Below are 18,235 nucleotides of genomic sequence, written 5' to 3'. Positions count from 1 at the left end.
GCCCGCCATGCCGCAACCGATTCCCGTGGCCCTGGTCACCGGCGGCGCACGCCGCCTCGGCGCCGCGATCGTGCGCCGGCTGCACGCGTCCGGCTACGCGGTGGCCGTGCACTGCCGCCACTCGGCCGGCGCGGCGCACGCGCTGGCCGCGGACCTCGAGCAGGCGCGCCCCGGCAGCAGCCTGGTGGTGGAGGCGGACCTGGCGCGCTTCGACGCCCTGCCCGAGCTGGTGGCGCGCACGGTGGGCCGGTTCGGCCGGCTCGACGCGCTGGTGAACAATGCCGCGGCCTTCTTCCTCACGCCGTTCGGCACGGTGACGCCGGACCAGTGGGACGCGCTGCTGGCCGCCAACCTGCGCGCGCCGTTCTTCCTGTCCCAGGCCGCGGCCCCGCACCTGCGCGCCGCGCGCGGCGCGATCCTGAACATCAGCGACGTCTACGCGCGCCAGCCGCGCGCCGACCTAGCGGCCTACGCGACCAGCAAGGGCGCGCTGGAGGCGATGACCCGGGCACTGGCGGTGGCGCTGGCGCCCGAAGTGCGGGTGAACGCGCTCGCGCCCGGCGCGATCCTGTGGCCCGAGGACGCGCCGGACCCGGCGCTGCAGGCGCGGATCCTGGCGCGCACCGCGCTCGGCCGCACCGGCACGGTGGAGGAGATCGCCGACACCGCGCTGTGGCTGCTGCGCGATGCCGGCTACACGACCGGCACGGTGGTGGCGGTGGACGGCGGGCGGGAGCCGGTGTGAGGGGTGGTGGGCACCTGGGGTCGCGGCTGACGCCGCTCCTACAGGGACACGTCCAGGGTCGCGTTGCGGGAGCGGCTTCGGGGAGCCGGGGACGGGTGGATGGTTCCGTGGGTCGCGGCTGAAGCCGCTCCTACAAGGCGCACGCATTCTGTAGGAGCGGCTTCAGCCGCGACCAGAGCCTCAATCCTTCGGCAGGAACGCGTGCTCCAGATCCGCGCCGCGGAAGGCGTCCGGCGTTTCGTGGGAGACGGCGTAGCGATAGAGGACTGCGGAGTAGATGCCGCTCAGCGCTGCCTGGTAGACGCCCACCAGCAGCAGCGCGACCACGAACAGCACCAGCACCGCGACCCCCAGCGCCACCGACACCTGGGCCGCGAGCCCCATCAGCGCGAGGCCGAGCACCAGCATGCCGATGCTCACCACGGCGAATGCCGCGCCGATGCCCACCTGGCCGACCGCATTCTCGCCCCAGGTGCGCTTGAGCAGGGCCACGCTCTGCTTGAGCGCGTCGATCGGGCCGACGTCGCGCGAGACCAGCACCGGCACCACCAGGAAGGTGGCCAGGGTCCAGGCCGCGCCGAGCGCGCCGGCCATGATCCGCACCAGGAAGTTGTCCCTGTTCTTCAGGCCCTGCAGCAGCACGCCGACCGTGGCGGCGATCGCCGCGTAGCCCAGGATCGACGGGAGCCGCGCACGCGCGGCGCGCAGGCCGTCGGCCAGCGTGGGATCGCCGCCGTCGAGCCGGATCATCGCCGCCCCCACCAGGGCGCAGTTGAAGAAGATGATGATGCTGTACTGGACGAAGTAGAACAGGAAGCCCAGCAGCACGCCGCCCACGCCGACGCCGTTGGCGAAGAGCTTCAGCGCGATCGCCGGCACCAGGAAGGTGGCCGCGACCACGAGGGTGACGAGCCCGGAGATCACCGGGAACAGCATCAGCTCCTTGTCCGATCGCAGCACCGAAGCGCTGGCCTTGACCAGTTCCCAGCTGCGCGAAACCTTGTCGAACATGGCGTGTCCTCCTCCCCTTTGCCGGTCGAATCCTGCCGCCGCTTGCCGGCGGCGGCAAGGCGGGATTGCCATGACACGACGGGGCCGGCGGCGCGGATGTGACCGGCCGCCGGCGTCCCCCGGCGGCCTCAGGCCAGCGCGACCGGCTCGAACGCGACGTCGTGGTCGGGATGTGCCGCCCACAGCGCGCCGATGCGCTGGCCCGACACGGGGTGGCGGGCGTCCGGGGCGATGTCGGCCAGCGGCTTGAGCACGAAGGCGTGGCGCAGCTCGTCGCGCGGCACCCGCAGCACCGGCGTGGTGCCGGTCGGCGTGGCCGGGCCCGGGCCTTCGGCGACCAGGTCGTCGAACAGCACGATGTCGATGTCGAGGGTGCGGTCGCTGTAGCGCGGGCCGCTGCGGTCGCGGCCGTGCGCGTCCTCGAGCGCGTGCAGCCAGGCGTTGAGCGCGTGCGCGTCGAGGTCGGTCTCGAGCACCGCCGCGGCATTGACGAAGTCCGGCCCGTCGTAGCCCACCGCCGGGAAGCGGTAGAACGGCGACACCCGCACCCCGGGGAAGCGCTCGCGCAGCGCGTGCACCGCCGCGCGCAGGTGCCGACCGGGCTCGAGGTTGCTGCCGAGGCTGAGGTAGGCGGTGTGCATGGCGCGCTCCGGGAGGGCGCACATCATCGCGCATCCGGCCGCGGCGCGGCGAGTGCCGTGCGGCTCAGCCGGCGGGCGCGGGAACGGCCTGCTCCCGGCGCAGGTCGACCTGCAGCGGACCGTCGCCCATGCTCTGGAACACGCGCAGGTCGAACTCGGGCAGGATCGCCAGCAGGTGGTCGAAGATGTCCGACTGGATGCCCTCGTACGCCGCCCAGCGCACGTCGTTGGTGAAGCAGTACACCTCCAGCGGCAGGCCCTCGGCGGTGGGCTGCAGCTGCCGCACCAGCAGGGTCATGCCCTGGTGGATCGACGGATGGTGGCGCAGGTACTGCTCGACGTAGGCGCGGAAGGTGCCGAGGTTGGTGACCCGGCGCCGGTTCACCGGCTCGGCGCCGCGCTCGGCCAGGCGCGCGTTCCAGTCGCGCAGCTCGGCCGCCTTGCGGTCGAGGTAGTCGTCGATCAGCGTGAAGCGGCGCATCCGCGCCACCTCCTCGTCGTCGAGGAAGCGCACCGAACGCTGGTCCAGGTACAGCGCGCGCTTGATCCGGCGCCCGCCCGACTCGCTCATCCCGCGCCAGTTCTTGAACGACTCGCTGATCAGCTTCTTGGTCGGGACCGTGGTGATGGTCTTGTCCCAGTTCTGCACCGTCACCGTGTGCAGGGCGATGTCGATCACGTCGCCGTCGGCGTTCTGCGACGGCATCTCGATCCAGTCGCCGATGCGCACCCGGCCGTCGTTGCTGATCTGCACGCTGGCCACCAGCGACAGGATGGTGTCCTGGAAGATCAGCATCAGCACCGCGGTCGCGGCGCCCAGGCCGGTGAGCACGTGCAGGAACTGGACCCCGGCCAGGGTGGCCACGATCGAGATCGCGACCAGCGCGAACATGATGATCTTGGCCACCTGCAGGTAGCCCTTGATCGGCCGGTTGCGCGCGTCGGGACGGCGCTCGTAGACCTCGTTGGCCACGTCCAGCGCGCGCGACACCGCCAGCGCGAGGGTCAGCACGATGAAGGCCTGGCACAGCGAACGCAGCACCGTGGCCAGCTGCGGCGGCAGGTCCGGCACCATGCCCACGCCGACCGCGATCACGATCGCCGGCACCACGTTGGCCAGGCGCGGGATCACCCGCATCCGCACCTGGCGGCCCTCGGCCTCGCCGCGCGCCGCGGTGGCGGCCAGCAGGCGCTGGATGCCGCGCAGCAGGATCCGCTTGGTGACCCAGTTGGCCAGCCACGCCGCCAGCAGCAGCGCCGCGACCACGGCCAGGGTGTAGGCCCAGGGGTACGGCGCGAGCGCCGTGCGCAGGTATTCGAGGTGTGGCTGCAACTATCCGTTCCCGTGTGGCGCGTCGCCGCGTTCGATGATGACGCCGACCGCGCGCGCGCCGCGCACCGCACCCGGCTTGCTGAGCTTCAATCGTAACCAGGGCACGTTGAACTCCTCCATCACGATCCGCGCGCAGCGCTCGGCCAGGGTCTCGACCAGGCCGAAGTCCGACTGCGAGACGTACTCGATCAGGCGCTTGCTCACCGCCTTGTAGTCGAGCGTGCGGGCGATGTCGTCGCTGGCGGCGGGCACGCGGTTGTCGAACGCCATCTCGAGGTCGAACACCAGGGTCTGGCGGATCCGCCGCTCCCAGTCGTAGATCCCGATCAGGGCGTCGATCTCGAGGCCCTCGATGAAAACCTTGTCCATGGCGGGCATTGTCGCCGAGGTCGGCGTGGTGGAGGGAAACCGGTCCGCAGGGCGCGTCGGCGCGTTGCGTGCGCTCACGCGGCCGCGGCCACCGGCGGCAGCGTGGCCATGTCCCAGCGCGGCACGGCGTTGATCTCCAGGCCGTCGTGCTGGCCGGCGGCCAGGCGCAGCGCGCCGGCGAAGGCGATCATGGCGCCGTTGTCGGTGCACAGCGCCGGGCGCGGGAAGCAGGCGCGGCCGCCGCGGGCCGCGGCCATCTCCTGCAGCCGCGCGCGCAGGCGGCGGTTGGCGCCGACGCCGCCGGACACCACGATCACGTCGCTGCCGGCCGCGTCCAGCGCGCGCTCGCACTTGATCGCCAGGGTTTCGACCACCGCGTCCTCGAAGCCGCGCGCGATGTCGGCCCGGGTCTGCGCCGACCGGTCGGACTGCTGCCAGGCCAGCAGCACCTGGGTCTTGAGCCCGCTGAAGCTGAAGTCCAGGCCGGGGCGGTCGGTCATCGGGCGCGAGAAGCGGTAGGCCCCGGCCCGGCCCTGTTCGGCCAGCGCGGCCAGCTGGGGACCGCCCGGGTAGGGCAGGCCCATGAGCTTGGCGGTCTTGTCGAAGGCCTCGCCGGCGGCGTCGTCCAGGGTCTCGCCCAGCAGCCGGTAGCGGCCGATCCCGTCCACGGCCACCAGCTGGGTGTGGCCGCCGGACACCAGCAGGGCCACGAACGGCGGGACCGGGGGGTCGTCCTCCATCAGCGGGGCCAGCAGGTGGCCCTCCATGTGGTGGACCCCGATCGCCGGCACCTCCAGCGCCCAGGCCAGGGACCGGGCCACCGCCGCGCCCACCAGCAGGGCCCCGACCAGGCCGGGGCCGGCGGTGTAGGCCACCCCGTCGAGGTCGCCCACCCCCAGTCCGGCCCCGGACAGGGTCTGGCGGACCAGGGGCAGCAGCTTGCGGACGTGGTCGCGGCTGGCCAGCTCGGGCACCACCCCGCCGTAGCCGGCGTGCAGGGCCACCTGGCTGTAGACCGCGTGGGCGCGCAGGCCGGCCGCGCCGGGCAGGGCCGTGTCGTAGACGGCCACGCCGGTCTCGTCGCAGCTCGATTCGATGCCGAGGACCTTCATGGGGGCGGGAGGCGGCTTGCGCCGTTGCAAGTCAGGCAGTTATCATACGCGGCTCGCCCGGTCAGGGGACCAGGCGCAAGCGAACGATCCGTTCGCCCCAGCCCGGCCGCCGGCCGGTGACCCAGGAACCGAGATTCCCATGCCCAGCGTCAAAGTCCGCGAAAACGAGCCGTTCGAGTTTGCCCTGCGTCGCTTCAAGCGCACCTGCGAGAAGGCCGGCGTGCTCGCCGAGACCCGCAAGCGCGAGTACTACGAGAAGCCGACCCAGGAGCGCAAGCGCAAGGCCGCGGCCGCGGTGAAGCGCCAGGCGCGCCGCGTCGCGCGCGACGTCACCAAGCGCCAGCGCCTGTACTGAGCCGCCGTGGCACCACCGTAAGCCGGCACGCGCGAGCGTGGCCGGCTTTTTGTGTTTCTGCCCCACTGAACTTCCGCAATCCGCACCGGAGAGCAGCATGTCCCTCAAGCAGCGACTGACCGACGACATGAAGGCCGCGATGAAGGCCGGCGAGAAGGAGCGCCTGGGCGTGATCCGCCTGATCAACGCCGCGATCAAGCAGCGCGAGGTGGACGAGCGCATCCAGCTCGACGACGCGGCCGTGCTGGCGGTGCTGGAGAAGATGGTCAAGCAGCGCAAGGATTCGGTGAGCCAGTACGCCGCCGCCGGGCGCGAGGACCTGGCCGCGATCGAGCGCGCCGAGATCGCGGTGATCGAGGCCTACCTGCCCGAGAAGCTGGGCGAGGCCGAGATCCAGGCCGAGATCGACGCGGCCATCGCCGCCACCGGCGCCAGCGGCCCGGCCGACATGGGCAAGCTGATGGGCGTGCTCAAGCCGAAGCTGGCCGGCCGCGCCGACATGGGCCAGGTCTCGGCCCTGGTGAAGAAGGCGCTGGCGGGCTGAGCCCGCCCTGCCGCTTCCGCGCCCCCCTGCAGGAGCGGCTTCAGCCGCGACCGGCGCGCCCGGATATCCGGACGGCTGACGCCTTCCTGGTCGCGGCTGAAGCCGCTCCTACGGCAGCCTCGCGGGGCGGGAACCGGCCGTTCCTGCCATCGAAGCCACGCATCCCGCGCCGTGTTCGGCAGCGACGCGGCCCGGGGGGATGCAAGCGGTACGGGGACATGCCCCGGCCGCGGCCCGGGCAGGACGTCCGACCGGAGGGAGCACCCTCCAGGGCCCTGGCGCCAGGGCCCTTCGGCGCCGTCGCGGCAGGGCGGCATCCCGGCCCGGGACGCGCGACCGGACGCCGATGCCGCACAATCGCGCGGATGCAGACTCCCCACATCGTCCTGCGCCCCGCGCATCGCGGGGACGTGCCCAGGATCCTCGAGCTGATCCGCGCGCTGGCCGAGTACGAGCGGCTCGCCCACGAGGTCGAAGCCGACGAGGACAGGCTCGCCGACACCCTGTTCGGACCCGCGCCCTGCGCCGAGGTGGTGATGGCCGAGGTCGACGGCGCGGTCGCCGGCTTCGCCCTGTTCTTCCACACCTATTCCACCTTCCTGGCCAGGCCCGGCCTGTACCTGGAAGACCTGTTCGTCGAGCCGCGCTTCCGCGGCCTCGGCATCGGGCGGCGGCTGATGGTCCACCTCGCGCGGCTGGCCGTGGAACGCGGCTGCGGTCGCTTCGAGTGGGCGGTGCTGGACTGGAACGCCCCGGCGATCGCCTTCTACCGCAGCCTCGGCGCGGTCGGCATGGACGGCTGGACCACCCAGCGCGTGGCCGGCGAGGCGCTGGCGCGGCTGGCCGCCGCCGACGCGGGCCGCTGACGCCGCCGCGACGCCGGGACCCCGACCATGCCCGGGATGCGCCTGCCTCCGACGCTCCAAGCCCGCATCGACCGCCTGCAGCGGACGCCGCCGGTCCAGTTCGCGCGCCGTTTCGTCGAGATCGACATCCTCACCCACGCCGCCTCGCTGGCGTTCTTCGCCCTGCTCTCGCTGGCGCCGCTGCTGGTGCTGCTGCTGTGGCTGGGCGCGTCGCTGTACCCGGCCGCGCAGGAGGAGCTGATGGCGCAGCTCGGCGCGCTGGCCGGCACTGGCGCGCAGGAGGTCGCGGCCACCGTGCTGCGCAACGCCCGGGCGCGGCCGGACGTGGGTTCGCTGGCCGGCCTGTGGAGCACCCTGCTGCTGTTCGCCGGCGCGACCGCGGTGTTCGCGCGGCTGCAGACCACGCTCAACCTGGTGTTCCGCACCGACGCGCGCCGGCTCGGCCTGCAGGCCTGGCTGCGCAAGCGGGTGTTCTCGTTCGGCGTGGTGCTCGCGCTGGGCTTCCTGCTGGTGGTCTCGGCGGCGCTGACCACGACGCTGGAGGTGCTGTTCGCCGGTTCGCCGACCCTGCCGGTGCTGGGCAACCTGGCCGCACTGGCGCTGTACTCGCTGGCCTTCGCCCTGATGTACCACTTCCTCCCGGACCGGCGCGTGGGCTGGCGCCAGGCGTTCCTCGGCGGCGCGATCACCTCGTTGCTGTTCGTGGTCGGGCGCTGGGCCATCGGCCTGTACATCGCCCACGCCGCGCCCGGCAGCGCCTACGGCTCGATGGGCACCCTGGTGATCCTGCTGGTGTGGATGTACTACGCGGCGGTGGTGTTCTTCGCCGGCGCCATGGTGACGGCGCTGATCGACGAACGGGTGGACGCGCGGCGCGAAGCCCGCAAGGCCGCTGGCGCGGGCCCGGCCTGAGCCGGCCCGTCCCCGCCCCGCGCCGGGGATGCGATCATGGCGCGGTGTCCCGGACCCCAGACGCACCCGACCGCTGCAGCGGCGCCGCCCCGGGCGGCGTCACGCACGGCCGCGCGCGCGCGCGGAGGGCCTGAGCGGTGGCGCGCATCCCCGACGCCTTCATCGACGAGCTGCTCGCGCGCACCGACATCGTCGAGGTGATCCAGGCCCGCGTGCCGCTCAAGCGCCAGGGCCGCGAGTACTCGGCGCGCTGCCCGTTCCACGACGAGCGCTCGCCCTCGTTCACGGTCTCGCCGACCAAGCAGTTCTACCACTGCTTCGGCTGCGGCGCGCACGGCACCGCGATCTCGTTCCTGATGCAGTACGACCGGCTCGAGTTCCTCGACGCCGTGGACGAACTGGCGCGCAAGGCCGGCCTCGAAGTGCCGCGCGAGACCCGCCAGCGCAACGCCAACCCCGAGAGCCTGGACCTGTACAACGCGCTGGAGGCGGCGGCGCGCTATTTCCAGCGCCAGCTGGCCGGCAGCGACCGCGCGCGCGCCTACCTCGACGAACGCGGCGTGGGCGAGGCGGTGCGCGCGCAGTTCGGGATCGGCTACGCGCCGGAAGGCTTCTCGGCGCTGAAGGACGCGCTCGGCACCGACCCGCGCCGCCTGCACCTGCTCGAGCGCGCCGGGCTGCTGTCGAAGAACGATCGCGGCCACGTGTACGACAAGTTCCGCGACCGGGTGATGTTCCCGATCCACGACCGGCGCGGGCGCGTGATCGCCTTCGGCGGCCGGGTGCTGCGCAAGGAGGACAGCCCCAAGTACCTCAACTCGCCCGAGACGCCGCTGTTCCACAAGGGCCGCGAGCTGTACGGGCTGTGGCAGGTGCGCCAGGCCAACCAGAAGATCGCGCGGCTGGTGGTGGTCGAGGGCTACATGGACGTGGTCGCGCTGTTCGAACACGGCGTGGCGCAGGCCGTGGCGACGCTCGGCACCGCGACCACGCCCGACCACGCCGAGCTGCTGTTCCGCAACGCGCCCGACGTGTACTTCTGCTTCGACGGCGACCGCGCCGGGCGCTCCGCGGCGTGGAAGGCGGTGGAGTCGGTGCTGCCGCGCATGCGCGACGGCCGCCAGGCGTTCTTCCTGTTCCTGCCCGACGGCGAGGACCCGGACAGCATCGTGCGCCGCGAGGGCGCGGAAGGATTCGAGGCGCGGCTGCAGCAGGCGACGCCGCTCTCCCGGTTCTTCTTCGACACCCTGTCCGAGGGCGTGTCCCTGTCCACGCTCGACGGCCGCGCGCGCCTGGCCGAACGCGCGCGGCCGCTGCTGGCGCAGATCCCCGACGGCGCCTTCGGCGACCTGATGCAGCAGCGGCTGGCGGACATCACCGGCCTGCAGGCGAAGCCCGCCGCGGCGCCGTCCGCGCCGGTGCGCGGCCGCGGCAGCCGGCCGCTGGCGCCGCCGCGGCGGAGCATGGTGCGCAGCGCGATCGCGCTGCTGCTGCAGCAGCCGTCGCTGGCGCTGGAGCTGGCGCCGCCGTACCGGTTCGTCGGCCTGCGCCAGCCGGGCATCGACCTGCTCACCGAGCTGATCGCGCTGGTCAGCACGCGCCCGGAGATCACCACCGGCGCCCTGCTCGAGCATTTCGCCGACCGCGAGGAAGGCGCGGCGCTGCAGAAGCTGGCCAGCCAGGACCTGCCTGGCGACAGCAGCACCTGGCGCGAGGAATTCCTCGACGCCATCGCCCAGCTCGACCGGCAGACCATCGACCAGCGCATCGACGAGCTGCGGGAGAAGCAGCGCGGCGGCGGCCTGGACGAGGCGGACAAGGCGGAGCTGCGGGAGCTGCTGCAGGCGCGGAGGTAGGACGGCGGCGGCGGGCGGCTGGTTCCGTCGCGCCGGCGCAGCCCCCGCAACCCGATCTGGATTAGCCTGACCCTACCGTCTTCCCGGGAGCCTTCCATGCGCCTGTCCCCGTCCACCGCCGGCCTCGCCCTGGGCCTGGCCCTTGCCCTGCCCGCCCTCGCCCAGTCGCCCTCCGCCGTCGAGCGCAGGGAGGAGGGCAACCGGATCACCGAGAACATCCCCGCGATCCCGGCCGACCTGGTCGAGCGCCTCAGCCGCTACCAGAACACGCGCGGCGCCGGCGTCGCCGGCTGGACGTCGGAAGGCTGCCTGCTCGTCGGCACCCGCTTCGCCGAGACCAGCCAGGTCCACCGCGTGTGCGAGCCGCTGGGCATGCGCGAGCAGCTCACCTTCTATCCCGAACCGGTCGGCGGGGTCTCGGTCGCGCCGCCCGGGGCGGCGCGCGAGGGCTTCGTGTTCGGCAAGGACCGCGGTGGCGACGAGTTCTCGCAGCTGTACTGGTTCGATCTGCAGGACCGCGAGGCCACCCTGCTCACCGACGGCGGGCGCAGCCAGAACAGCGGCACGGTGTTCAGCCGCGACGGCCGCCTGATGGCCTGGAGCAGCACCGCGCGCACCGGCCGCGACCACGACGTGTGGGTCCGCGACCTCGCCAGCGGCCAGTCGCGCGTGCTGGTGCAGCAGGGCGGGGCGTGGAGCGCGCAGGACTTCTCGCCCGACGGCAGCCGGCTGCTGGTGATGAAGTACGTTTCGGCCAACGAGGCGTACCCGGGCGAAGCGGACCTGGCCAGCGGCACGCTGCGCCTGTTCCCGGTCGAGGGCGGCAAGGCCGCGTTCGGCGGCCTGCGCTACGCGCCCGACGGCAAGGGGGTGTACTTCGTTTCCGACGAACCGCTCGGAGGCACGGAGAGCGAGTTCCGCACGCTGCGCTTCCATGCGCCGGGGATGGATGCGCCGCGGCAACTGAGCACGCCGGACTGGGACGTGGACGCGTTCGACCTGTCGACCGACGGCCGCCACCTGGCCTACGTCACCAACGAGGACGGCATCCACCGCCTGACCGTGCTGGCCCTGCCCGCGCATGCGCCGGTCGCGCTGCCCGAGCTGCCGGTCGGCCTGGTGGGCGGGCTGGAGTTCTCGCCCGACGGCCGCCGCCTGGCGGTCACGCTCAACACCGCCACCTCCCCCAGCGACGCGTACGTGATCGACCTGGAAGGCGGTCGCATCGAACGCTGGACGAAGAGCGAGGTCGGCGGCCTCGACACCAGCCGCTTCGTGGCGCCGACGCTGGTGCGCTATCCGACCTTCGACAGCGTCGACGGCCAGCCGCGCACGATCCCGGCGTTCTACTACCGCCCGTCGAAGCCCGCCCCCGCCAGCGGCTACCCGGTCGTGATCAGCATCCACGGCGGCCCCGAGTCGCAGGCGCGCCCTGGCTTCAACGCCGGCACCCAGTTCCTGCTCGACGAGCTGGGCGTCGCGGTGCTGGTGCCGAACGTGCGCGGATCGTCGGGCTACGGCAAGACCTGGCTCACGCTGGACAACGCGGAGAAGCGCGAGGACTCGGTCCGGGACATCGGCGCCCTGCTCGACTGGATCGCGCAGCAGCCCGAGCTCGACGCCTCGCGCGTGGGCGTGACCGGCGGCAGCTACGGCGGCTACATGGTGCTGGCCTCGCTCATGCACTACAGCGACCGGATCCGCGCCGGCATCGACATCGTCGGCATCTCGGACTTCACCACCTTCCTCACCAATACCGAGGACTACCGCCGCGACCTGCGCCGCGCCGAGTACGGCGACGAGCGCGACCCGGAGATGCGCGCCGTGTTCGACCGGATCTCGCCGCTGAAGAACGCGCACCGCATCGATGCGCCGCTGTTCGTCGCCCAGGGCCGCAACGACCCGCGCGTGCCGTACACCGAGGCCGAGCAGATCGTCGCCGCGGTGCGCGCCAATGGCCGCCCGGTCTGGTTCCTGATGTTCAACGACGAAGGCCACGGCTTCCGCAAGAAGGCCAACAGCGACTACTTCGGCGCGGCCTCGGTGCTGTTCTGGCAGCGGCACCTGCTGGACGAGTGACCCGCGCGCCGGCGATGCGGATCGGGCTCCAGACCTGGGGCAGCCACGGCGACGTGCGCCCGTTCCTGGCGCTGGCGCACGGGCTGCACGCGGCCGGGCACGCGGTGACGCTGGCGGTGACCTGCGTGGACAGCGCGCGCTACGCGGTGCTGGCCCCGCGGCTGCCGTTCCGGCTCGAGGACGTGGCCTCGCCGGTGGTCGGCGACCGCGCGGAGCTCGCGCGCATCGGCCGCGAGCTCGAGCGTATCCGCAATCCGGCGCGGCAGGCGCGGCGGATGTTCGAGCGCATCCTGCTGCCGGCCGAGGAGGCCATGTTCGAAGCCGCGGAGCGCCTGTGCGCCGGCCACGACCTGGTGGTGGGGCACCACGTCCTGCATCCGCTCCAGGCCGCCGCCGATCGCCACGGCCGCGACTGGGCGGCGGTGGCGCTGGCGCCGGTCGCACTGCCGTCCGCGTATCGCCCGCCGATGGGCCTGCCCGACCTCGGCCACGCGGGCAACCGCCTCGCCTGGCGCGCGGCGCGCTTCGTCCTCGACCACGGCATGAAGCGCGACGTGGACCGGATGCGCGCGCGGCATGGCCTGGCGCCCGCCGGCGACCTGCTCGACCGGGTCTGGAACTCGCCGCAGCTCACCCTGCTCGCCTGCAGCCCGGTGCTCTGCCCGCCCGCGCCGGACTGGCCGGCGCACGTGCACGTCAGCGGCGCGCTGGACCTGGCCGCGCCGGTCGAAGGCGGCGTGCCGCCGGCGCTCGAACGCTTCCTCGCCGACGGCCCGCCCCCGGCGTACCTGACCTTCGGCAGCCTGATGGCGGGCAGCGACCTGCGCGAGACGGTCGCCCTGCTGGTGGAGGCGGCGCGGCGCGCCGGGCTGCGCGCGGTGGTGCAGGCGCCCGGCTGGGAGGCGGCGGGGCTGCGCGCGGACGACGATGTCCTGCTGGTCGGATCCGCGGCGCACGGCGAGGTCTTTCCGCGCTGCGCGCTGGTGGTGCACCACGGCGGCGCGGGCACCTCGCACGCCGCGCTGCGCGCAGGCGTCCCCTCCGTGGTGGTGGCGCACATCCCGGAACAGGCGATGTGGGCAGGCGCGCTGCGGCGGGCCGGCGTCGGCGGGCGCCCGCTGTGGCGCCGCGGCCTCACCGCACGCCGCCTCGCCGATGCGATCGCGCAGGTGGCCGCTTCGGACGCGATGGCGCGCCGGGCGCGCACGCTGGGCGCACGGGTCGCGCGCGAGGACGGCGTGGCCACCGCGGTGCGGTTGATCGAACAGCGCTTTGCCGGCGCATCCGGCACGGAGGACAGGCCATGATCGAACTTCCCGTCCGCGATCCCTGCGACCTGTGCGAAGGCATCGCCGGCCGCGACCGGCGCGCCGCCGCCGGCCGCGCCGGCTTGAACATCCTCACGAGGCCACGCGATGACGATCCGGACGGCCTCCTGCACCTGCGGCCAGCTCGCCGCCACCGTGCGCGCCGAACCGGTGCGCGTGTCCGTCTGCCATTGCCTCGCGTGCCAGCGGCGCAGCGGCAGCGCGTTCGCGGTGCAAGCGCAGTTCCCGGCCGACGCGGTGAAGGTGTCGGGGCGCAGCACGGCGTACGTTCGGATTGGCGACGGGGGCGGCCGCGCGCGCTTCCACTTCTGCCCGGTGTGCGGCGATAGCGTGTACTACGTGCCCGAGGCGCGGCCTGGACTGGTCGCGCTCCCGGTCGGCGCCTTCGCCGGTCCCGGCTTCCCGCCGCCGACGGTGCCGGTGTACGAGGAACGCCGGCACCCCCGGGTGGGGCTGCCCGACGGCATCGCGCGCATCGCCTGACGTCGTCGCGACGCCTCAGCCGTCGGCGGGCGCCAGCGGCCAGGTGTTGCCGTCGTCCGCGGGCACGATCGACACCGCGCGGTCGTCGCCATCCACCTTCGCGGTGCGCGAGCGATAGGCGCCGTCTGGCGCCAGGTCGACCACGAACGGAAGCTTGGTCAGCCGCGTGCCGACGAAGGTGATGCTTCCGTCGCCATCCACCCGCCCGCGCCACTCCTTGTCGCCGAACAGGCCCGAGCGCAGCAGCAATTCGCCCGGCTGCCCGCCGCGGGTGATGACGACCGTGCCCAGGTGCCTGCCGCGGCTGTCGTACCAGTCCTCGTGCAGCACCTCGCCGGGGCGGGCCCAGGTCCACGCCAGCTGGTTGCGGAAGCGGCCGGGGGCGGCGGTGCGGCGGCCGACCAGGCGGGCGTAGGCGCCCCAGGTCGCGGGATCGACGGCATCGTCGGCGACGGCCTGGCCAGTGCCCAAGCCCGCCGCGTCGTCCGCGCCGGTCGGGTCGTCCGTCACCAGCACCTTCTTCCGGGCGACGGGGACCTCCTGCCGCCGCTCCGGCGTGACGGCGGCGGTCGCCGACTCGCGGGCCGGCTCGGCCCACGCGTCCACGATGGGCTCGGGCACGTCGTCGTACAGGTAGACGGTGCGCGGCTCCTGCGCGGCCAGCGTCAGCCGGTAGCGGGCGCCGGGCTCCAGGCCGGTCACGCCGACCAGGTAGATGCCGTCCGCCGCGAGGGTGTGCAACAGCTCCACCTCGCCACGCCCTTCGGCGAAGGCGATCTCCTCGCCCTTGCCGTCGTACAGGGTGACCGCGCCCAGCGCGTCGGGCAGCTCCAGCACCAGCCGCACCCTGGTCGCGTGGACGGCGGCGAAGGCGTGGAAACTGCCGCCGTCGGCCGAGACCGTGCCCTGCACCCGCTGGTTGAGCCGGATCGGCGCGGCGGTCTGCGCGGCCGCCAGGCCGGCCAGCAGGCACAGTGCGAGCAGCCAGGCGACCTGCAACGCGCGCCGCCTCACTGCATCCGCCCGCGGCGCCGCGCGCGTTCATTGGCCTCGCGCATCATGGCGTCGAGCTCCGCGTCGCGCATCGCTTGCTGCGCGAGGATCCGCGCAAGCACGGCGGCCCGCTTGCGTTCGTCGGCGAGTCTCTGCGCCTCGAGCACTTCGGCCGGGATCACGTAGCTCTCGGCTTCCTCGATGATGATGTACGGGCCGGAGGGCAGCTCCTCCTTGGGCTTTTCCGGCACCGGAAGCCCGGGCCAGCCAACAAGCTGCATGCCTGCGTACCTGGTGGGGAACTCGGCATGCTGCTGGCGGACATACCCGGCGTTCTGGCTCGACACGCAGCCGATGTTCCGCGTCGCCGCGGCTATTCGGTAGTCGTTGTCGCTCAGGTACTCGGAGAACTTCGAGGCGGTCTGGATGTCCTCGATGCGCTCGTGCGCGGTGGTCAGCACCGGCGACATGTAGTAGCCGATGGGATCGCCGTTCGCCGATTTGATGTAGCAGAAGTAGTGCGTCTCCGCCCACGCCGGCATGGCGCAGAGCAGGCACAGCAGCAGGAGCGGCACGCGCCCGCGCCGCGGCAAGAAGCGTCCGGTCATCATCTCCCCCTGTCGGCACGCCGGCGAGGCAACGTTAGCAGAGCCGGCGTCCCTCCCGTCAACGCCGCCGCGCAACCTGCGCGCGCAGTCGCTACCATGTGCTCGGCCCGCCGGACCGGCGCCGGCGGGGCGGCGCGTGGCCACGCACAGGGAGGAGACGATGGACGGTTCCGGGCATCGGGCGCTGGTCGAGCGCTACCTGGCGGCCTACAACGGCTTCGACGTGGACGCGATGCTGGCATTGCTGGCGCCGGGCGTGCGCTTCGAGAACCACTCCGGCGGCCGGCTCACCGCGCAGGCGGACGGCATCGCCCAGTTCCGCGCGCTGGCCGAACAGGCCTGCACCCTGTTCGCCGAGCGCGAGCAGCGCCTGCTCGGGCTCGACCTCGCGCCCGCCGCGGCCACCGCCCGCATCGCCTGGCGCGGCCGCCTGGCCGTCGACCTGCCCGACGGACCGCCGGCGGGCACCGAGCTCGCGCTGGAGGGGACGACCGAGTTCCATTTCGACGGCGACCGGATCGCGGCGATCATCGACCGCGGTTGAGCCGGCGCAGCCACGAGGAGGCAGGCATGGATCCCCAACGCGTGTTCAGGATGAAGTTCTCGAGCGTCCACCCGCTCTACGTGCAGAAGGCCACGCGCAAGGGTCGCAGCCGGGACGAGGTCGACCGGGTGATCCGCTGGCTGACCGGCTACGACCATGCGGGCCTGCAGCGGCAGATCGAACACGAACACGATCTCGAGACCTTCTTCGCCCAGGCCCCGGCGATGAACCCGGCCGCCGACCGGGTGACCGGCGTGGTGTGCGGGGTGCGCGTGGAGGAGGTCGCCGACCCGCTGATGCGCAGGATCCGGATCCTCGACAAGCTCGTCGACGAGCTGGCGAAGGGCAAGCCGATGGAGAAGATCCTGCGCAGCTGATCCACGATCCTGCCGCCCCATGACCAAGATCGACCTCAAGCGCGAGCTGCGCCACCTCTACACGGCCCCGGCGAAACAGGTGGTGGAGGTGCACGTCCCCACGCTGCGATTCCTGATGGTGGACGGCCAGGGCGATCCGAACACCGAGCCGGCCTATGCCGAAGCGGTGGAGGCGCTGTTCTCGGTTTCGTACGCCGCGAAGTTCATGCTGAAGAAGGCGGGCGGCCCGGACTACGCGGTGATGCCGCTGGAAGGGCTGTGGTGGGCGGACGACCACGCCGTGTTCGCCGCGAACGACCGGGCGCGCTGGCGCTGGACGATGATGGCCCTGCAGCCGGACTTCGTCGACGACGCGCTGCTCGACGCCGCGATCGCACAGGTCCGGGCGAAGAAGGCCCCGCCCGGTCTCGACCGGCTGCGGCTCGAGGCGTTCACGGAAGGACGCTGCGCCCAGGTCCTGCACGTCGGCCCGTTCAGCGAGGAGGGGCCGACCATCGCGCGCGTGCACGACTTCATTGCCGGGCGTGGCCGGCTCGCCGGCAGGCACCACGAGATCTACCTGAGCGACGTGCGCCGCGCCGATCCGGCGAAGTGGCGCACGATCATCCGCCAGCCGATGGCGTGAGCGGACCGCGGCGCAGGCACCCTGGACGCGGGAGGAATCCGATGGCCGCAGGCAACGAGCGCGCATTCGCGATCAAGGCCCGCCTCGACGACGCGCATGCGGCGGAGTTCGCGTTCAGCGCCTGTAAGACCATGTACGGCGGCAAGGCGATCGCCGCGGGCGACACCCTGTTCGTGTTCGCCGAGGGACCCGGCGACGGCCCGGGCCTGGTCGCGATGGGCACGGTCACCTGGGCCGAGCCGTTGCCGCGAACGCCCGGCGTGGCCCGCGAGACGCCGCGGGTCAGCATCCGCGTCCGCCGCGACGCGCCGGTTCGCCGGCCGTTGTCGCCGGACACGCTGCGCCGGTTCTGCGACTGGGACGATGGCCGCCCGGAAACCGAGCTGAACTTCAAGTTCTACCGCCAGGCCACGCCCAAGATCGCCGGGCTGTCGGCGGCGGCGGCGAGGTTCCTGCGCCAGCGCTTCGGGCCGATCAGCTGATGCGTTCGAGCCGCAGCGCCGGCGCCGCGGCCGGCTCCAGCCACGGCAGCAGCCAGTGGTCGAGCAGCAGGAAGGCGAACAGCGCCATCAGGTACACGACCGAGTAGTTGAACACCTTCATCGCGAACAGCTCGTCGGGCGGGTCGAGCAGCCGCCAGGCGTACCAGAGGAAGGCCAGGCCCAGCACCACGGCGCCGCCGAGGTAGAACAGGCCGCTCATGCCGATCGCCACCGGCAGCACCGTGACCACGCACAGCAGCACGGTGTAGAACAGGATCTGCCAGCGCGTGTATTCCACGCCGTGGGTCACCGGCAGCATCGGCACCAGCGCGCGCGCGTAGTCGGCGCGGCGGAAGATCGCCAGCGCCCAGAAGTGCGGCGGGGTCCAGACGAAGATGATCAGCACCAGCAGCAGGGCGTGGGCCCAGTCCCACTGCCCTTCCATGTTGGTCACGGCGGCCCAGCCCAGCAGCGGCGGCGCGGCGCCGGCGATGCCGCCGATCACGATGTTCTGCGGCGTGGCGCGCTTGAGGAAGCCGGTGTAGACGATGGCGTAGCCGATCAGCGAGGCGAAGGTGAGCGCCGCGGTCAGCGGGTTCACCAGCGCGACCAGCATCGCCATCGAGGCCGCGCCGAGGAACGCCGCGAACGCCAGCACCTGGGCCGGCCGCAGCGCGCCGGTCGCCAGCGGGCGGTCGGCGGTGCGCGCCATCACCTTGTCGATGCGCTGGTCGATCAGGTGGTTGATCGCGGCGGCCGAGGCGGCGGCGAGCCAGATGCCGAGCAGGCCGAACACGGTCTGGCGCAGCGGCGGCAGTCCCGGCACGGCCAGGAACATGCCCACCAGCGCGGTGAACACGATCAGCGCGACCACCCGTGGCTTGGTCAGCGCCCAGTACTGGCCGAGGAGGAAGGCGCGTCCGGTGCCCATCACGCCTCCCACGGCGCCACGCGCGGGTTCGCGGCCATGCG

General features: G+C 72.9%; 21 protein-coding genes. 13 read left to right on the top strand and 8 right to left on the bottom strand.

Translation table 11 applies throughout. From position 1 onward, the window contains the following. Positions 1–7 precede the first annotated feature (7 nt). Positions 8–745 carry a pteridine reductase gene (locus LUTJ29_RS0100885; protein WP_027070890.1) on the top strand — a complete coding sequence of 246 codons (738 nt, stop codon included), beginning with the start codon at positions 8–10 and terminating at the stop codon, positions 743–745. Positions 746–925: 180 nt separating this feature from the next. Here the strand turns inward: LUTJ29_RS0100885 and LUTJ29_RS0100880 are convergent, their stop codons facing one another. The 5 genes from LUTJ29_RS0100880 to tsaD form a co-directional block, all read right to left on the bottom strand. After that, positions 926–1,756, bottom strand: coding sequence for a DUF6159 family protein (locus LUTJ29_RS0100880; protein WP_027070889.1), 831 nt, complete (start codon positions 1,754–1,756; stop codon positions 926–928). A 128-nt stretch (positions 1,757–1,884) separates the two neighbouring features. Next, complete coding sequence (folK, locus tag LUTJ29_RS0100875) at positions 1,885–2,397, bottom strand: 2-amino-4-hydroxy-6-hydroxymethyldihydropteridine diphosphokinase (RefSeq protein ID WP_027070888.1); 513 nt, start codon at positions 2,395–2,397, stop codon at positions 1,885–1,887. A gap of 64 nt (positions 2,398–2,461) precedes the next feature. After that, positions 2,462–3,730, bottom strand: coding sequence for a mechanosensitive ion channel family protein (locus LUTJ29_RS0100870; RefSeq protein WP_027070887.1), 1,269 nt, complete (start codon positions 3,728–3,730; stop codon positions 2,462–2,464). Beyond that, complete coding sequence (gene folB, locus LUTJ29_RS0100865) at positions 3,731–4,099, bottom strand: dihydroneopterin aldolase (RefSeq protein WP_027070886.1); 369 nt, start codon at positions 4,097–4,099, stop codon at positions 3,731–3,733. 74 nt (positions 4,100–4,173) lie between these two features. Further along, positions 4,174–5,211, bottom strand: a complete 1,038-nt coding sequence (gene tsaD / locus LUTJ29_RS0100860) for a tRNA (adenosine(37)-N6)-threonylcarbamoyltransferase complex transferase subunit TsaD (RefSeq protein WP_027070885.1) — start codon at positions 5,209–5,211, stop codon at positions 4,174–4,176. Positions 5,212–5,350: 139 nt separating this feature from the next. Here tsaD and rpsU point away from each other — a divergent pair, with 139 nt between their 5' ends. From rpsU to LUTJ29_RS0100820, 8 genes are all read left to right on the top strand, one after another. After that, entirely contained in the window at positions 5,351–5,566 is a 216-nt protein-coding gene (gene rpsU, locus LUTJ29_RS0100855) for a 30S ribosomal protein S21 (protein WP_027070884.1), read from the top strand. Positions 5,567–5,663: 97 nt separating this feature from the next. Next, positions 5,664–6,110: a GatB/YqeY domain-containing protein gene (locus LUTJ29_RS0100850; protein ID WP_027070883.1), complete on the top strand. Its 447-nt coding sequence runs from the start codon at positions 5,664–5,666 to the stop codon at positions 6,108–6,110. Positions 6,111–6,475: 365 nt separating this feature from the next. Then, positions 6,476–6,976: a GNAT family N-acetyltransferase gene (locus LUTJ29_RS0100845; protein WP_027070882.1), complete on the top strand. Its 501-nt coding sequence runs from the start codon at positions 6,476–6,478 to the stop codon at positions 6,974–6,976. 36 nt (positions 6,977–7,012) lie between these two features. Continuing rightward, the gene (locus LUTJ29_RS0100840) at positions 7,013–7,888 is read left to right on the top strand and encodes a YihY/virulence factor BrkB family protein (protein WP_051322558.1); all 876 of its coding nucleotides are present in this window, start codon (positions 7,013–7,015) and stop codon (positions 7,886–7,888) included. Positions 7,889–8,025: 137 nt separating this feature from the next. Beyond that, the gene (gene dnaG, locus LUTJ29_RS0100835) at positions 8,026–9,744 is read left to right on the top strand and encodes a DNA primase (RefSeq protein WP_027070880.1); all 1,719 of its coding nucleotides are present in this window, start codon (positions 8,026–8,028) and stop codon (positions 9,742–9,744) included. Positions 9,745–9,840: 96 nt separating this feature from the next. Further along, positions 9,841–11,823: a S9 family peptidase gene (locus tag LUTJ29_RS0100830; RefSeq protein ID WP_043739999.1), complete on the top strand. Its 1,983-nt coding sequence runs from the start codon at positions 9,841–9,843 to the stop codon at positions 11,821–11,823. Continuing rightward, positions 11,820–13,130 (top strand): glycosyltransferase, encoded by a 1,311-nt coding sequence (locus LUTJ29_RS0100825; RefSeq protein WP_027070878.1) that lies wholly within the window; start codon positions 11,820–11,822, stop codon positions 13,128–13,130. Before LUTJ29_RS0100830 ends, LUTJ29_RS0100825 begins: the two co-directional genes overlap by 4 nt. 108 nt (positions 13,131–13,238) lie before the next feature. Beyond that, complete coding sequence (locus LUTJ29_RS0100820; RefSeq protein ID WP_027070877.1) at positions 13,239–13,634, top strand: GFA family protein; 396 nt, start codon at positions 13,239–13,241, stop codon at positions 13,632–13,634. Between the two features lie 15 nt (positions 13,635–13,649). On the opposite strand, the gene LUTJ29_RS0100815 is transcribed toward LUTJ29_RS0100820, so the two are convergent. Next, positions 13,650–14,633 carry a hypothetical protein gene (locus LUTJ29_RS0100815; protein ID WP_027070876.1) on the bottom strand — a complete coding sequence of 328 codons (984 nt, stop codon included), beginning with the start codon at positions 14,631–14,633 and terminating at the stop codon, positions 13,650–13,652. Positions 14,634–14,644: 11 nt separating this feature from the next. Further along, on the bottom strand, positions 14,645–15,235 hold the full coding sequence (locus tag LUTJ29_RS0100810) for a hypothetical protein (RefSeq protein ID WP_144774609.1): 591 nt from the start codon (positions 15,233–15,235) through the stop codon (positions 14,645–14,647). A 160-nt stretch (positions 15,236–15,395) separates the two neighbouring features. Here LUTJ29_RS0100810 and LUTJ29_RS0100805 point away from each other — a divergent pair, with 160 nt between their 5' ends. From LUTJ29_RS0100805 to LUTJ29_RS0100790, 4 genes are read left to right on the top strand one after another with little or no spacing between them, the layout of a single operon-like run. Continuing rightward, positions 15,396–15,779 (top strand): nuclear transport factor 2 family protein, encoded by a 384-nt coding sequence (locus tag LUTJ29_RS0100805; RefSeq protein WP_027070874.1) that lies wholly within the window; start codon positions 15,396–15,398, stop codon positions 15,777–15,779. Positions 15,780–15,805: 26 nt separating this feature from the next. Further along, on the top strand, positions 15,806–16,156 hold the full coding sequence (locus LUTJ29_RS0100800) for a DUF2200 domain-containing protein (RefSeq protein ID WP_027070873.1): 351 nt from the start codon (positions 15,806–15,808) through the stop codon (positions 16,154–16,156). Positions 16,157–16,175: 19 nt separating this feature from the next. After that, on the top strand, positions 16,176–16,781 hold the full coding sequence (locus tag LUTJ29_RS0100795; RefSeq protein WP_027070872.1) for a GyrI-like domain-containing protein: 606 nt from the start codon (positions 16,176–16,178) through the stop codon (positions 16,779–16,781). Between the two features lie 41 nt (positions 16,782–16,822). Further along, positions 16,823–17,263, top strand: a complete 441-nt coding sequence (locus LUTJ29_RS0100790) for a hypothetical protein (protein ID WP_027070871.1) — start codon at positions 16,823–16,825, stop codon at positions 17,261–17,263. Here LUTJ29_RS0100790 and cyoE read toward each other — a convergent pair. After that, the gene (gene cyoE, locus LUTJ29_RS15630; RefSeq protein WP_043739997.1) at positions 17,256–18,194 is read right to left on the bottom strand and encodes a heme o synthase; all 939 of its coding nucleotides are present in this window, start codon (positions 18,192–18,194) and stop codon (positions 17,256–17,258) included. The genes LUTJ29_RS0100790 and cyoE overlap by 8 nt on opposite strands. Positions 18,195–18,235 lie beyond the last annotated feature (41 nt).

It is taken from the genome of Luteimonas sp. J29 (assembly GCF_000472505.1).
GTDB lineage: Bacteria > Pseudomonadota > Gammaproteobacteria > Xanthomonadales > Xanthomonadaceae > Luteimonas.
This window is presented reverse-complemented; position numbering and strand designations above follow the sequence as displayed.